The 15259-nt window shown below is 65.5% G+C and carries 16 protein-coding genes and 1 tRNA gene; 4 read left to right on the plus strand and 13 right to left on the minus strand.

Annotated elements, in window-relative coordinates:
- Positions 1-124: 124 nt before the first annotated feature.
- The 8 genes from ACT53T_RS14845 to ACT53T_RS14880 form a co-directional block, all read right to left on the minus strand.
- A complete protein-coding gene (locus ACT53T_RS14845) occupies positions 125-280 on the minus strand; it encodes a hypothetical protein (protein WP_476161785.1) in 156 nt (51 codons plus the stop codon).
- Between the two features lie 269 nt (positions 281-549).
- The gene (locus ACT53T_RS14850) at positions 550-1041 is read right to left on the minus strand and encodes a FecR family protein (RefSeq protein WP_476161786.1); all 492 of its coding nucleotides are present in this window, start codon (positions 1039-1041) and stop codon (positions 550-552) included.
- A 143-nt stretch (positions 1042-1184) separates the two neighbouring features.
- Positions 1185-1260: transfer RNA gene (locus ACT53T_RS14855), tRNA-Lys, on the minus strand.
- A 120-nt stretch (positions 1261-1380) separates the two neighbouring features.
- The gene (gene obgE, locus ACT53T_RS14860) at positions 1381-2448 is read right to left on the minus strand and encodes a GTPase ObgE (protein WP_476161787.1); all 1068 of its coding nucleotides are present in this window, start codon (positions 2446-2448) and stop codon (positions 1381-1383) included.
- A gap of 13 nt (positions 2449-2461) precedes the next feature.
- A complete protein-coding gene (locus tag ACT53T_RS14865; RefSeq protein ID WP_018264459.1) occupies positions 2462-3064 on the minus strand; it encodes a GNAT family N-acetyltransferase in 603 nt (200 codons plus the stop codon).
- Between the two features lie 197 nt (positions 3065-3261).
- Positions 3262-3531, minus strand: a complete 270-nt coding sequence (gene rpmA / locus ACT53T_RS14870) for a 50S ribosomal protein L27 (protein WP_018264460.1) — start codon at positions 3529-3531, stop codon at positions 3262-3264.
- Between the two features lie 145 nt (positions 3532-3676).
- Positions 3677-3994 carry a 50S ribosomal protein L21 gene (rplU, locus tag ACT53T_RS14875; protein ID WP_024878998.1) on the minus strand — a complete coding sequence of 106 codons (318 nt, stop codon included), beginning with the start codon at positions 3992-3994 and terminating at the stop codon, positions 3677-3679.
- Between the two features lie 147 nt (positions 3995-4141).
- Entirely contained in the window at positions 4142-4531 is a 390-nt protein-coding gene (locus ACT53T_RS14880; RefSeq protein ID WP_400766540.1) for an ArsR/SmtB family transcription factor, read from the minus strand.
- An 81-nt stretch (positions 4532-4612) separates the two neighbouring features.
- Here ACT53T_RS14880 and ACT53T_RS14885 point away from each other — a divergent pair, with 81 nt between their 5' ends.
- Together ACT53T_RS14885 and ACT53T_RS14890 are read left to right on the plus strand one after the other, a co-directional pair.
- Positions 4613-5362 carry a glucose 1-dehydrogenase gene (locus ACT53T_RS14885; protein WP_476161788.1) on the plus strand — a complete coding sequence of 250 codons (750 nt, stop codon included), beginning with the start codon at positions 4613-4615 and terminating at the stop codon, positions 5360-5362.
- Positions 5363-5384: 22 nt separating this feature from the next.
- Positions 5385-6128 (plus strand): SDR family NAD(P)-dependent oxidoreductase, encoded by a 744-nt coding sequence (locus ACT53T_RS14890; protein ID WP_476161789.1) that lies wholly within the window; start codon positions 5385-5387, stop codon positions 6126-6128.
- 60 nt (positions 6129-6188) lie between these two features.
- On the opposite strand, the gene ACT53T_RS14895 is transcribed toward ACT53T_RS14890, so the two are convergent.
- The 5 genes from ACT53T_RS14895 to rfbF all read right to left on the minus strand — a co-directional run bounded on the left by ACT53T_RS14895 (position 6189) and on the right by rfbF (position 10992).
- Positions 6189-6686 carry an RNA polymerase sigma factor gene (locus ACT53T_RS14895; RefSeq protein ID WP_476161790.1) on the minus strand — a complete coding sequence of 166 codons (498 nt, stop codon included), beginning with the start codon at positions 6684-6686 and terminating at the stop codon, positions 6189-6191.
- A gap of 267 nt (positions 6687-6953) precedes the next feature.
- Positions 6954-7277, minus strand: coding sequence for a hypothetical protein (locus ACT53T_RS14900; protein WP_476161791.1), 324 nt, complete (start codon positions 7275-7277; stop codon positions 6954-6956).
- 352 nt (positions 7278-7629) lie between these two features.
- Entirely contained in the window at positions 7630-9006 is a 1377-nt protein-coding gene (gene rfbH / locus ACT53T_RS14905) for a lipopolysaccharide biosynthesis protein RfbH (RefSeq protein WP_476161792.1), read from the minus strand.
- On the minus strand, positions 9003-10115 hold the full coding sequence (gene rfbG, locus ACT53T_RS14910) for a CDP-glucose 4,6-dehydratase (protein WP_476161793.1): 1113 nt from the start codon (positions 10113-10115) through the stop codon (positions 9003-9005). The genes rfbH and rfbG overlap by 4 nt, the downstream gene beginning before the upstream one ends.
- Positions 10116-10218: 103 nt before the next feature.
- On the minus strand, positions 10219-10992 hold the full coding sequence (gene rfbF, locus ACT53T_RS14915) for a glucose-1-phosphate cytidylyltransferase (protein WP_476161794.1): 774 nt from the start codon (positions 10990-10992) through the stop codon (positions 10219-10221).
- A 304-nt stretch (positions 10993-11296) separates the two neighbouring features.
- Between rfbF and ACT53T_RS14920 the strand changes: the two genes are divergently transcribed.
- Entirely contained in the window at positions 11297-12298 is a 1002-nt protein-coding gene (locus tag ACT53T_RS14920; protein ID WP_476161795.1) for a peptidoglycan-binding domain-containing protein, read from the plus strand.
- 162 nt (positions 12299-12460) lie between these two features.
- A complete protein-coding gene (locus ACT53T_RS14925; RefSeq protein WP_476161895.1) occupies positions 12461-14989 on the plus strand; it encodes an FtsK/SpoIIIE family DNA translocase in 2529 nt (842 codons plus the stop codon).
- Positions 14990-15259: the final 270 nt, after the last annotated feature.

Here is a 15259-nt window from a genome sequence, read left to right on the forward strand (position 1 = left end):
TCTTCTTCATCGTGTCCGTCCTGCAATCGGCCGGACTCTAATCGATGCTGGTGGGATTTTTCAGGGGCAGGTCACCGGAGCATCGCTCGAGCAACCGGCGGCCGAGTGATCACGGGCGTCAGGGCTACTGTCGTTCGAGATGACGAAGATTCTGGGCGCGTGACGTAACCTCTGCCAGTGATTTTTTGTTGAACGGCGCATTTTTACCGACGCGGAAGCGCGCGTCATAGAGAAGCTGCAAGCCGTTCTTCCCGGCGATGGCGTTGAGCGCCTTGGACATGGAGCCTGCCGGAATTCGGTTCGTCTGCACGACGCCGGCGCGCTGCTCGGCGGGAATGGACGCGCGTGCGAGCCCGACGCCCTTGCGGCTATGGTCGCGACGCTCATCGTCGCGATTGTGATCGTGGCCCCCATCCCGCGCTCGCCTCGAAGTTTGCGTCGCGCCAATCGCCGCTTTCCCTCTCTCGAATGAGGGGCGTCTCTCCCCTCATTCGAGTCACGCGGTCGAAGGCGCAAAGAGGACGTTTGCTGCGAAAAAATCTCCCGTGGCTATTCTTTGATGATGATCAGATATTTGGTCGGATAGATCGTGTGCAGGCCGAGCGCGGTTTCGATCTGCCGCAGAGCGGCGAGCGGATCATCGATGCGGAAGAGGCCCGTCACGCGCCGCTCCCTCGAGGCCGGATCGGCGAAATAGACGAAACCGCGGCGATGTCGCCCGAGAGCATCGGCGACCTCTCCCAAGCGCCGGTTCTCGAACATGAGCTGGCCATCGAACATGAACTGGCCATTCCGCCAGGCGGAAACGCGATCGAGATCGGTCGCAGCGGCGGCTTTCGTCGCCGCGCCACTGACATAGCTCGTCTCCAGGCCCTCGCCGACGACGGTCTCGCGTCCCCCGCTCGCGACCTTGACGCTATGCTGTTCGACGGCGACTTGCGCGGTCCCGCGCTCGAGCGACACGTCGAAGGCGGCGCCGAGCGCCGTGACCGTCTCGCCCGCCGCCTCGACGACGAAGGGACGGGCGCCACGTCGAACCAAGCCTCGCCTTCGAGTAGCACGAGGCGTCGCTTTTTGCCGCTGAAGCGCGCCGTGGCGGCACCCTAAGCCGGGGTGGAGGTTACCCCACCATTGCCCTCGCCGGGATCGTCCCGGCGAAGCATTCGCCTACGTGATTGAGAAGATGGTGGGCGCACAAGGGCTCGAACCTTGGACCCGCTGATTAAGAGTCAGCTGCTCTACCAACTGAGCTATGCGCCCGTCCGTCGCTTCGGCTTGCGCTGAATGAGCGGAACGAGGTGGCAAATACCCAATGACGCCGCTCATGTCCAGCTCTGAAAAGAAAAAATCGTCACATTTCTGTTTCGATCTCTCTTCGCCTCACGGCCGCCATTCCGGCGCGGGCTCGGCCGCTGTCGCCTCCTCATGCGCCGCTGTCTCCTTGGCGGCCGCCAGCGCGCGCAGGGCCGCCGTCACGCCTTCGTTGGTGGCGGAGGACAGCAGCAGCAGGGCAGGGCGCTCTGTGGCCCCCGCAGGGCCGGCGGAGGCCATTGCGCGTTTGAGCCGCTCTTTCTGCTTCTTCAAATGCTCGGGCTCGGCGGCGTCGATTTTCGAAAGCGCGACGATCTCCCGCTTCTCGTCGAGCTCGGCGCCATAGGCCGCGAGCTCGCGGCGGACGATCTTGTAATCCTTGCCGGCGTGCTCGCCGGTGGCGTCCACGAGATGCAGCAGCGCGCGGCAGCGCTCGACATGGCCGAGGAAGCGGTCGCCGAGCCCATGGCCGTCATGCGCGCCCTCTATGAGGCCGGGAATGTCGGCGAGCACGAATTCGCGATCGTCCACCCGCACCACGCCGAGGCCCGGATGCAAAGTGGTGAAGGGATAATCGGCGATCTTGGGCTTGGCGGCGCTGACCGTGGCCAGAAAGGTCGATTTGCCGGCGTTGGGCAGGCCGATCAGCCCGGCGTCGGCGATCAGCTTCAGCCGCAGGATCAGCGTGCGCTCTACCCCCTCCAGGCCGGGATTGGCGCGGCGCGGGGCGCGATTGGTCGAGGTGGTGAAATGCAGATTGCCGAAGCCGCCATTGCCGCCGCGCGCGATGATGGCGGTCTGCCCGACTTCGGTCAGATCGGCGATCAGCGTCTCGCCATCCTCCTCGAGGATCTGCGTGCCGGCGGGCACTTTCAGCACGGCGTCGGCGCCCTTGGCGCCGTGGCGGTTCTTGCCCATGCCATGGACGCCGGTCTTGGCCTTGAAATGCTGCTGGTAGCGATAGTCGATGAGCGTGTTGAGCCCATCGACGCAGATCGCCACCACATCGCCGCCGCGGCCGCCGTCGCCGCCGTCCGGCCCGCCGAACTCGATGAATTTCTCGCGACGGAAGGAGACGCAGCCGGCTCCGCCATCGCCCGAGCGCACGTAGATTTTCGCCTGATCCAGGAATTTCATGACTGTTTCGAGCTCATGTCGCTTGCAGCTTCGGACGCTTGGCGCCGAAGCTCGTCGGAATGGCGCCGCGCCGCAGGTCGAAAAGCTCCACATCGACCTCGCCGCCGCGCGCCGGCGCCGGGAATTTGCCCTGGCCCGCGCGGGTGAAGCCCAGCTTCTCATGCACCCGCAGCGAGGCGGCGTTGCTCGGCAGCGCGCTGGAGACGATTCGCTCCAGCCCTGTCATGCCGAACACCATGTCGATGAAGGCGCCCGCCGCTTCGCTCATCAATCCGCGCCCCCAATAGGGCCGTCCCAGCCAGAAGCCGATCATGCCCGCGCCGCGCGCATTCGCCCCATGCACGCCGATCACGCCGATCGCCTCGTCCGCCTGGCGCTTCTGCGTCAAGGCGAGGGTGAGGCCGGCGCCGCTGGCGTTCTCGGCGCGCGCGGCGAGAATGAAGCCTTCCGCGTGATAGGCCTCATATGGGTGCGGAATCCGCGCCGTCTTCAGGGCGACCTCGGGATCGCCGGCCAGACGGCAGATCGAGCCCTGGTCGGCGGCGCGCGGCCAGCGCAGCCACAGCCGCGAGGTCTCCAATCTGAAAATATCGTCGCGGGCAATTTCGGGAAACATCCGAGGCTCCATGGCGGCCGATGCGAAAAAGGGCCGAAAAAAAGACGAAGGGGAAGCGGGCGTTCCGCTTCCCCTATCGACCCTTTGAGGCCTTTTTTCGGATTTTGCGCCTGGAGCGTCGCCTTAATGGCGGTCGCTCGAGGACCAAATCCGCCGGGGATCGAAACGCCGGCGGAAGGTCCTCGCAGATCCTCCGCCTATTCGGCGGCTGCGGCCGCCGGCTCGACGACCGATACCGAAGCGCGGCCGCCGCTGGATTTGAACAGGACCACGCCGTCGACGAGCGCGAACAGCGTGTGATCCTTGCCGATGCCGACATTGCGGCCGGGATGCCATTTCGTGCCGCGTTGGCGCACGATGATGTTGCCGCTGATCACGGCCTCGCCGCCGAACTTCTTCACGCCGAGACGGCGACCGTCGGAGTCGCGACCGTTGCGCGACGAGCCGCCCGCTTTCTTGTGAGCCATTGTTCCTGCTCCTCAAAATTTCACGCCGAGCCGGCGCTCGCCGCTCGGGGGGGCCGCGCAGGGCGGCCGCTGAATTGGTGCGCGCGCCGGACGCGCGGCGCGCTTGGCTTCTTCTATACGCCGCCGGGCGGCGTCACGCCAATTCTCAGGCGCCGGCCTCGATGCCGGTGATGCGCACGATCGTCAGATCCTGACGATGGCCGCGCTTGCGCTTGGAGTTCTGGCGGCGGCGCTTCTTGAAGGCCAGCGTCTTGGGGCTGCGGGCCTGCTCGGCGATCTCGCCGGTGACGCTCGCGCCCGCGACCAGCGGCGCGCCGATCTTGGCGGAGCCCTCGGCGCCGACGAACAGCACCTCGTCGAAGGTGATCTTGTCGCCCGCCGCGCCCTCGAGGGCCATGACGGTTATCGTGTCTCCGGCGGTGACGCTATATTGCTTCCCGCCGGTCTTGATGACTGCGAACATCTCTTTTTCCTGTGTTCGTCCCGGCTCTGGCGACGATGCGCCGGCCGGCTTTTTTGCAGTAGACCGGTTTTCGCTCCGCTCCTCGCGCCGAAGCGTCGACGCAAAAAGAAAATCGCGGCGAAACCGCCGCGACGAAGCGGGAAAGCCCTAGACGGGCGCGGCGTCTTTGTCAATCGCCGTTCGGGGCGCCGATTCGGCCGCCGCCTCGATCTTCTGCCGCTCATAGGCGGAGATGATCGACTGCACCATGGGGCCGAAGCGCTCGGCCAGCTCTGCGCAGCGCGTGGAATTGATGAGCTCCACGCCGCGGCGCTCGCTGCGGATGAGCCCGGCCTCCCGCAAAATGCGAAAATGCTGGGAAAGCGTCGATTTGGCGAGCGGCGCCTGATCGAGAACATTCAGGAATTGCGAGCAGTTCTGCGCGCATTCCGACGCCGCCAGCCGGGTGAATATCTGCACCCGCACAGGATCGGCCAGGGCGTAGAGAATCCCTTCGACTGTGATCTCTTCCGGCCGCGGATGGTGGAGCTTCCTCATGCGTCACACTAGCACGATTGACATTCATTCAGTAGTTCCGTATTCCTGAACTAATGAATTTAGCGCGAAAGGAGCGCGAGCATGGGTCGTCTTTCAGGAAAAATCGCGGTCGTCACCGGCGGCAATAGCGGCATAGGCCTCGCCACGGCGGAGCTTTTCGCCAAGGAGGGCGCTCAGGTCGTCGTCACCGGCCGGCGGAAGGCGGAGCTCGACGCCGCGGTCGCGCGCATCGGCTCCGGCGTCGTCGGCGTGCAGGGGGACGTTTCGTCGCTCGCCGATCTCGATCGGCTCTTTGCCGAGGTGAAGCAGCGCTTCGGCCGCATCGACATTCTGTTCGCCAACGCCGGCGTCGTCCGTCTCGCGCCGGTCGAGCAGGTGGACGAGGCCTTCTTCGATCATATGTTCGACATCAACGTCAAAGGCCTGCTGTTCACCGTGCAGAAGGCGCTGCCGCTGTTTTCGGACGGCGGCGCGATCGTGCTCAACTCGTCGATCGCCAATACGGTCGGCACGCCCGGCTTCGGCGTCTATTCGGCGACCAAAGCGGCGGTGCGCTCCTTCGCCCGCACCTGGACGGCCGAGCTGAAAGCCCGCAAGATTCGCGTCAATGTGGTGAGTCCCGGCCCGATCGAGACGCCGATTTTCGACACGATGGGCCTCTCCGAGCAGCAGCACGACGAATTGGCGGGGCAATTGGCGACCAGCGTTCCGCTCGGACGCTTCGGCAAAGCGGAGGAGGTGGCGGAGGCTGTCCTGTTCCTCGCCTCCGATGCGAGCAGCTATGTCGCCGGCGTCGATCTCTATGTCGATGGCGGGCTGGTGGCGGTCTGATCGACGAGCGGAGGACGAGGCGATGTCGGAGCTCGACGGAAAAATCGCCGTTGTCACCGGCGGCGCGAGCGGCATAGGGCTCGCGACCGCCGCGCTCTTCGTCGAGCGCGGCGCGGAGGTCATCGTGACGGGTCGTCGTGCACGCGAGCTGGAGGAGGCCGTCGCGCGGCTCGGTGCGAAGGCGCATGGCGTCTGCGGCGACGTCTCGAAGCTCGCCGATCTCGATGCGCTCTATGCAGAGGTCGCTCGAAAATTCGGTCGCATCGATATTTTGTTCGCCAATGCGGCGATCGCGGAATTCGCGCCGATCGGCGCGGTTTCCGAGGAGCATTTCGACCGACTGTTCGACATAAATGTGAAGGGCCTGCTGTTCACTGTGCAAAAGGCGCTGCCGCTGCTGGTCGAGGGCGGCGCGATCATTCTCGATTCCTCGAACGCCAGTGTCGAGGGAACTCCGGCCTTCGGCGTCTATTCGGCGGGCAAGGCCGCCGTCCGTTCCTTCGCGCGCAGTTGGACGAAGGAGTTCGCGCATCGCCGAATTCGCGTCAATGTCGTCAGTCCAGGCGCGACGGAGACGCCGATCTACGGCAAGCTCGGTCTGACGGAAGATCAAGTCGCCGAGCTGCGCGCATATCTGACGACGCGTACCCCCTTGGGGCGCATCGGCAGGCCGGAGGAGGTCGCGCAGGCCGTGCTGTTCCTCGCGACCAATGGTTATGTCGCCGGCGCCGATCTCCTCGTGGATGGCGGCATGTCGAGCGTCTGAGCATCACTTTCGTAGCGGAGCGCCGAGCCGTTTCCCGGCGCTCCGTCTTGCAATTTTGCTTCACGCGCCGAGATCGCGCCGGATCTCGTCATTGGCTCGGGCGAGATGACGCTCGACAGTGCGCAGGGACACGCCGACGCGCGCCGCGATCTCGGCGCTGGTCAGATGCTCGAGGCGTTTCAGCAGAAGTATCTCGCGATAGAGCGGCGGCAGCCGCTCCAGCGCGGCGCGCAGCTTTTGAAATTCCATGAGCGTGGCGATCGCGTCGCCGGAGTTCGACATCTCCGCCTGATCGGCGTCGCGCGCGGCTTCCTCGGTGTAGCGCGAGCGGATGCGATTCCGGCGCATGGCGTCGACCGAGAGATTGGCGGCGATGCGGAAGAGATAGGCGCGCGGGCTCTCGAGCTTGGCGACATCGACGCGCTGCAGCGCGTGGAGATAAATATCCTGCACAATATCTTCCGACTCTTGCATGCCGACGCGGCGACGCGCGAAGCGGCGCAGCGCCGGCGCATAGTCCTGATAGAGCGCGCCGAGGGCTTTGTCCGGGGCGGTCATCGCGCGCCCTCCTGCGTCCCGATGTCAGAAAGTCTCGCGGCGCGGCCGCTCGTGGATTTCAGTCTCGGCATTGGAAAATCCCTTCATCGAGGGCGAGGCTCCGTCGAGCCGCCGATGTCTTGAAAAAAAAGCGAAGTCGGGCGCTGCGCGCGACGAGCGTCGCGCGCGACAAATCTCTGACCGTGCGACAAGGCTCGCGGCGCGACATGTCGGGCCTCGGCGAGCGGCGACGCGCGAAGGGAATCGAGAATGAGCAGTAGATGGAGATCAGATCGCGGCGGGCGGCCCGCGCGCGACGAAGAGGAGATGCGCGATCAGCGGGCGCGACCGCGCATCGCCCGGACGGCGCGTCGGCGTCGGCTTCGACCATGGGACGAGATGCGCCGAGGCGAACGCCGTTTCGAGCCAAGACGCGTCATGCGATGCGCAGCCGAACATGCAGCAGTCGAGCGTTCGGCAATGACGATCTAGAGGCGCGCCGCTCTTTTCCGTCGCGCTCGACGCGCAGGTCGAAGCCAGAGCGCCATGCTCCGGCCGCGGCGCGGGGACGAGCGCGAACAGCGATTGAAAGACGAGAATGCAGAGCAGCATCGCGATATTTCGCGAAGCTCGGCGAGACAGGAACAATCGGCCGAAGATGCGCTGCATATCGACGAAACTAGCATCGACGCCGCAGAAATACAACTAATACGTGTATTCAGAATTATTACAATCCCGTGTCGTCGGGGCCCGACGCGTTTCGCGCGCTCATGCGGCTTCCGGCTGATTGCTTCGGCGCGGCAAACACAATCCCCTCGTCCTGAGGCGCTTTTTGCGGCACGCAAAAAGCCTCGAAGGACGTTCCAGCGACACGCAGCGGCGAGACCCTTCGAGACGCCCGCTTCGCGGGCTCCTCAGGGCGAGGGACGGATGCTTCATCCGAATGGATCGATCGGAAGTCGTATCAGGCGGCGCGCCAATGTCCTGCATCCGCGAGGAAGGCGCCGATCGACTCGGCGATATAGGCGATATGCGCTTCGCTGAGGCCGGGATAGACGCCGACCCAGAAAGTGCGGCGCATGATGGCGTCGGTGGCGGAGAGCGCGCCGGCGACGCGATGCGGGCGGTCCTTCATATAAGGCTGGCGCAAGAGATTGCCGCCGAACAGCAGCCGCGAGCCGATGCGCTTCTCGGCGAGATGCTGCAGCAGCGCCTCGCGTCCAAAAGGCGCGCTCTCGCGCAGCGTCAGCGCGAAGCCGAACCAGGAGGGATCGCTGCGCGGCGTCGCCTCGGGCAGCAGGAAGATATCCTCATAGGGACGCAGCGCTTCCTTCAGCAGCGTGAAATTGCGCTTGCGGGCCGCGATGAAGGCCGGCAGGCGCTCCATCTGCGCCAGAGCGACGGCGGCCTGCATATCGGTGATCTTCAGATTATAACCGAGATGCTGATAGACATATTTGTGATCATAGCCGAAGGGCAGATCGCCCGACTGCCACTCATAGCGCTTCTTGCAAGTGTCGTCCTTGCCCGGCGCGCACCAGCAATCGCGGCCCCAGTCGCGGAAGGATTCGACGCTGCGGCGCAGCGCCGAGCGCGAGGTGAAGACGGCGCCGCCTTCGCCCATTGTGATGTGATGCGCCGGGTAGAAGCTCAGCGTGCCGATGTCGCCGAATGTGCCGACCTGGCGCCCGTCATAGAGCGAGCCGAGCGCGTCGCAGCAATCCTCGACCAGCCACAGGCCATATTTTTCGGCGATGCGCGTCACCTCGGCGAGATCGAAAGGATTGCCGAGCGTATGGGCGATCATTATGGCGCGCGTGCGCGGCGAGATCGCCGCCTCTATGAGATCGGCGCGGATATTGTAGGTCGGAATGTCGACATCGACGAAGACCGGCGTCATCCCATTCTGCAATATGGGATTGAGCGTCGTCGGAAAGCCGGCGGCGACGGTGATGACCTCGTCGCCCGGCTGAAGCGCGCGCTCCTTCAGCAGCGGCGAGGTCAGCGCGGTGAGCGCGAGAAGATTGGCCGAGGAGCCGGAATTGGCGGTCAGCGCATGGCGGACGCCGATGAACGTCTCCAGAGCCTTCTCGAAAGCATCGTTGAAGCGCCCGGTGGTGAGCCAGAAGTCGAGCGCCGAATCGACGAGCGTCTGCATCTCGCGAGCGCCATAGACCTTGCCGGAGACCGGAACGGCGGAGGCGTCGGGACGAAATTCCGGCGTCGCATGGGCGATCTCGGCGTAGCGGCCGACGAGCGCCAAAATCTGCGCGCGCAGCGCTTCTTTCTCATCCGCCGTCTCGGCGGGGGCTTGCAGGGCGGCGGCTGCGGGCGGGGTCATATCATTGCTCCGGGCGTGCGCGCGCCGCGCTCGGCGGCGTCCATGCGTCTCTCATAGGCGTCGATCTGGGCGAGCGATGTGGTCGCCACATCCTCGCCGCGGCGGCGGCGCGATTCCCAATCGACGATCGCCTCCAGCGCCTCGAAGATCGACCATTGCGGGCGCCAGCCGAGCCGGCTGCGCGCCTTGGCGGAATCGAGCTTCAGCAAATGCGCCTCATGCGGCTCGTCGCCGCCGCTCTTCGTCCAGCCGGCGCCCTCGCCATAGGCGCGGCAGAGCGCGTCGGCGATCTCCGCGACCGTGCGCTCGCCGGCGGGATCGGGGCCGAAATTCCAGGCCTCCGCGAAGGGCGCGCCATCGGTCCACAGGCGCTCGGCGAGCGTCAGATAGCCGGCGAGCGGCTCGAGCACATGCTGCCAGGGACGCACCGCGCGCGGAAAGCGTATTTGCGCCGTCTCGCCGCGCTCCAGCGCGCGCAAAATATCGGGCACGAGCCGATCCGCCGCCCAATCGCCGCCGCCGATGACATTCCCGGCGCGGGCCGTGGCCAGCGCCGCCCCGCGCGAGGGCTGCTCCGGCGTCGCGAAATAGGAATTGCGGAAGGAGGCGGCGACGAGCTCCGCGCAGCCTTTGCTGGCGCTATAGGGGTCGAAGCCGCCCATCGCCTCGTTTTCGCGATAGGCCCAGGGCCATTCGCGATTCTCATAGCATTTGTCGCTGGTGACGATGACGATGGCGCGCGCCGACGGCGCGCCGCGCAGCGCCTCCAGCAGATGCGCCGTGCCGAGCGCATTGACCGCGAAGGTCTCGATCGGATTGGCGTAGGAGTAGCGGACGAGCGGCTGCGCCGCGAGATGGAAGACGATCTGCGGCTCGAGCTCCCGTACGGCGCGCGTCAGCCGCTCGGCGTCGCGAATATCGCCGATGACGCTTTCCATCTTCTGGTCGAGGCGCGCGAGCGCGAAAAGGCTGGGCTCGGTCGGCGGCGCGAGCGCATAGCCCGCGACATTCGCGCCGAGCCGCATGAGCCATAAGGAGAGCCAGCCGCCCTTGAAGCCGGTGTGTCCGGTGACGAGGACGCGCTTGCCGGCCCAAAATTGCGGCGTCATCGGGCGTTCGCCGATTGCGGAAGAGCGAGCCTGAAGGCTCGCGGTCCAAGCAGCGCCCTGGACCGCGAGCCTTCAGGCTCGCCTCGATCGCCGCGAATTCTGCTCACGCCCAGACCTTCCAGGGCGCCTCGCCGCCGCTCCACAATTGCTCGAGGAAGCGCTTGTCGCGCAGCGTGTCCATGCATTGCCAGAAGCCGTCGTGGCGATAGGCGCGCAGCTGCCCGTCGGCCGCGATGCGGGTCAGCGGCTGCTGCTCGAGCGCGGTGGAGTCGCCGTCGATATAATCGAGCGCCTTCTTCCACATCACGAAGAATCCGCCATTGATCCAGCCGCCGTCGCCGCGCGGCTTTTCGTCGAAGGAGAGAATGTCGTCGCCATCCATTGTGACGGCGCCGAAGCGGCCCGGCGGACGCACGACGGTCATGGTCGCGAGCCGGCCATGGGCGCGGTGATAGTCGATCTCGCCCGCGATATCGATATCGGCGACGCCGTCGCCATAGGTGAGGCAGAAAGGCTCGTTGTCGGGCAGATAATCGGCGATGCGCTTCAGGCGCCCGCCCGTCAAAGTCTCTATGCCGGTGTCGACCAGCGTGATGCGCCAGGGCTCGGCCATCTTGTTGTGGACGATGGTCTTGTTCTCGGCGAGGTCGAAGGTGACGTCGCTCATATGCAGGAAATAGTTGGTGAAATAGTCCTTGATGAAATAGCCTTTGTAGCCGAGGCAGACGACGAACTCGTTTACCCCGTGCTGCGAGTAGATCTTCATTATGTGCCACAGGATCGGCTTGCCGCCGATCTCGATCATGGGCTTGGGGCGATTGTCGGTCTCCTCGCTGAGGCGCGTGCCGAGACCGCCTGCGAATATTACGGCCTTCACGCGCGGTCTCCTCGAGAATGCGAGGGCGCTCCTCGGCGAATCGGGACGCGCCATCCACGCAGTCTAGCCGCGCGCCTTGCGCGAGGCTGTCGCGCGGCGCGAGTGGCCGAGGGGCGCGGTCCTTGCGCCCTCTCGTGCGCGGGCGCACATTATTTCTCGTTGTGTCGGGCGAGAAGACCGCTCGGCGATCGACATGGATTTTTAGAAGGTCCCGAGACGCTCGGTTCGTTCTCTTTCGATCGGGGGAGCGATCGAAGCGGGGATTTTGAGCGATCGTTTCTTCAATCGAGGGCGGGGGCCGCGAATGCGTTGGTGTATTTGCAAATCGCACGGCATTATCGACTATCGTTCTGCGGACGCCCCGCCGGCGCGCAAGCCGGACGAGGTTCGAATCTCCGAATCCGTCGGCCTCGGCGGCGTCAATTCCTATTCGGACGTGCTGAAGATTCAGCAGCTTCTCGACAAGATTCCGAAGATCAACGGCGGTCCCGCGCCGCTATTGGCGACAGACGGAATATGCGGACCGCTGACGCGGGGCGCCATTCTCGACTTCCAGAAGAAGCAGTTCCCGGCAAATCCGCAATTCCATGACGGCTGGCGCCCCGATGGGCGCGTCGATCCGGGAAAATGGACGATCGACAAGATGAATGTCATCGCCAATTGGGGAAGCCGAACCGATTTGCTGGAGATCGCGCGGGAACAGGCTCCGGTCGCGCGGGCGCGGGTGATGAACGCGCTCCACCGTCTTTCGGTCGTGCGGTCCTCCTACGCATTGCCGAGCCCGCTATTCTCCAATGCGCAGCTGAAACGCGAAGCGGATTGGCATTTCAAATTCCACAAATCGGCCTATCCATTGGACAATATCGACGCGGTGTCGACGATCTACCAGCGCATGAACGCCGCCCTGAGCAAATTCATCGCCGGCAGCTTCCCGCTCTTCCAATTGTCGGATCACTATCGCGAGGACGCTCTCGCCTATGCGCATGTGGGCGGATATTCTTTCAGCATCGCAGAAATCGAATCCGGCGAGCAGGGCGCCTATATCTATGTCGCCAATGAGCGGTTCGGCAGCCTCCCGGTCATCATTCACGAGCTGGGCCACTATTGTGGCGGCCGTTTCAAATCCGGGCGCGAGATCGACCACGTCAGCACGCCGCATCCCAAGCCAAATGGCGCGGCGCGCGAAGCGGGAAAGCACGACTACCGGCGCATGACGCCGGAGGAAGCGCTGAAGAATGTCTATAGCTATCAGGTCTACGCCCTGCCGGAGATGGGCTATGGCCCGCCCGAGTTGGGCGTGATCTGAGCGCGGCGGCGGGAGCCCGCGGCGCGGCAGGGCGGGCGTCAGGGTTAATCGCCCCTTAACCCCGCCTGCCTACCCTCGGCCGTCACGTCAGCCGAGCGCGCCCTTTTTCGGCGTGCTTCGCTGCATTTCTAAATCGTCGCACGAGTAGGCTCATTCGTCATGATGCGCAGCAACGCATTCCGTCACGTTTCCGAGCCGGTGCGCGAGTTCACGGCGCGCCGAGCCGCGGAGCTCGCCGGCGCGGCGCTGATAGCGGCCTCGGTCGCGGCGGCTCTGGCGCTGGTCTCCTGGTCGGCGCGCGACCCCTCCTTCAATCATGCGACCACCGGGCGGGTGCGCAATCTGCTCGGCTCCGGCGGCGCGGTCGCCGCCGATATATTGATGCAGCTGTTCGGCCTCGCGGCGATCGCGGCGATATTGCCGATCGCGGCGCAGGGCCTGCGGCTCGTCACCCAGCGCGCGCTGCATCGGCCGCTGCTGCGCTTCGGCTTGTGGATCATCGGCGCGCTCGCGGCGGCGGCGGTCGTCTCACTCCTGCCCGTCACCGACCGCTGGCCGCTGCCCACCGGGCTCGGCGGCGTGCTCGGCGACGCCGTGCTGGCGCTGCCGCGCCGCTTCTTCGGCGATTCGGCGGCGGCCATGGCGCTGGTGGCGCTGGTCGGCGCCGGAACCGCCATTCTCGCCCTCACCGGCGCCGCCGGCTTCGGCTTCGAGGCCGCTGCGGCCGCCCATGGCGAGGACGAGCCCGCGGGGCGCCGAATCGATGAGGAAGAAGAGGATGACGAGCCCGGCGTCGCCATCGTCTCGCTGGGCGCGCTCATTCACGCCGGCCTCACCATAAAGACGCTGGTCACGCGTCGTTTCGCCGCGCTGCTGGCGCGGCGCCGCAAGCCGGTCGAGATCGAGGAGCCGTCCGGCCCGCCTTTGCTCTCCGCGCGCCGCGAGCCGGTCTTCGACGCTTTCTCCTTCGTCCCGCCGCCGGCGCCCGCGCGCGCCGCCGCGGCCGCGGCCACGCCGCGCGAGGAGGATTACGACGAGCCGCCGCCGGCCTCCGCCCGCGTGATGGAGCCCGCCGGCCCGCTGAAGCAGGGCAAGCGGGTGATGCGCGAGCGTCAGCCGACCTTGTTCGAGAGCCGCAACGAATCTCTGCGCTATGAGCTGCCGCCGCTGCTGCTGCTGAGCGAGCCGAAGAAGCAGGCCGCGGCCGCCAAAATCTCGCAGGATGCGCTGGAGCAGAACGCCCGCCTGCTGGAGGGCGTGCTCGAGGATTTCGGCGTCAAGGGCGAGATCATCAATGTGCGTCCCGGCCCGGTGGTCACGCTCTATGAGCTGGAGCCCGCGCCCGGCATCAAATCCTCGCGCGTCATCGGCCTCGCCGATGATATCGCCCGCTCCATGTCGGCGGTCTCGGCGCGCGTCGCCGTGGTCTCCGGCCGCAACGCCATCGGCATAGAGCTGCCCAACCATCGCCGCGAGACGGTCTTCCTGCGCGAGCTTCTCGCCTGCGAGGATTTCGAGAAGACCAAGCATCGCCTCGCCATTGCGCTCGGCAAGACGATCGGCGGCGAGCCGGTCATCGTCGATCTCGCGCGCATGCCGCATCTTCTCGTCGCCGGCACGACCGGCTCCGGCAAATCGGTCGCCATCAACACGATGATTCTGTCGCTGCTCTACCGGATGAAGCCGGAAGAGTGCCGCCTCATCATGGTCGATCCGAAAATGCTCGAGCTTTCGGTCTATGACAACATCCCCCATCTGCTGACGCCCGTCGTCACCGACCCCAAAAAAGCGGTGGTGGCCCTCAAATGGGCGGTGCGCGAGATGGAGGACCGCTACAAGAAAATGTCCAAGCTCGGCGTGCGCAATATCGAAGGCTTCAACCAGCGCGTCGTCGAGGCGCAGGCCAAGGGCGAGGTCATCACCCGCACGGTGCAGACCGGCTTCGATCGCGAGACCGGCGAGGCGATTTTCGAGCGCGAGGAGATGGAGCTGCATCCTCTGCCCTTCATCGTCGTCATCGTCGACGAGATGGCGGATCTGATGCTCGTCGCCGGCAAGGATATCGAAGGCGCGATCCAGCGCCTCGCGCAAATGGCGCGCGCGGCGGGCATTCATCTCATCATGGCGACGCAGCGTCCCTCGGTCGATGTCATCACCGGCACGATCAAGGCGAATTTCCCGACGCGCATCTCCTTCCAGGTGACGTCGAAGATCGACAGCCGCACCATTTTGGGCGAGCAGGGCGCCGAGCAGCTCTTGGGGCAGGGCGACATGCTCTATATGGCCGGCGGCGGTCGCATCTCGCGCGTGCACGGGCCTTTCGTCTCGGATGTGGAGGTCGAGAAGATCGTCGCGCATTTGAAGACGCAAGGGCAGCCGCAATATCTCGACGCCATCACCACGGAGGACGAGCTCTCCGAGGAGGCGGCCGAGAGCGCCGCGCCGGGCTCCATGGATGCGGAGGAGGGCGCCGATCTCTACGACCGCGCCGTGGCGATCGTGCTGCGCGACCGCAAATGCTCGACGAGCTACATTCAGCGGCGCTTGTCGATCGGCTACAACAAGGCCGCTTCGCTGGTGGAGCAGATGGAGCGCGAAGGCGTGGTGGGCCAAGCCAATCACGCCGGCAAGCGCGAGATATTGGTGGGCGGCGGGATCGATCGCGGGGCGTTCGACATAGATGCGGCGTGAGGGAACCGGAGCCGCGACGGAAGGGCGCCTCCCTTCTCCCACTTGTGGGAGAAGGTGGCCCGACGTAGTCGGGTCGGATGAGGGCGCCTCGGTTTTCGGCGCAACCTCTCGAACGGCAGGGACCCTCATCCGACCCCGCTTCGCGGGGCCACCTTCTCCCGCGTGCGGGAGAAGGGGACACGCCGCACGTCAGGGCGACGCAATCGTGCTCGGCGAATATGATCCAACATTAGCCATATCGCCGTCCTAGTGAGGACGGCGGACGGCTTC

The sequence above is a fragment of the Methylosinus sp. DMC45 genome (genome assembly GCF_056313885.1).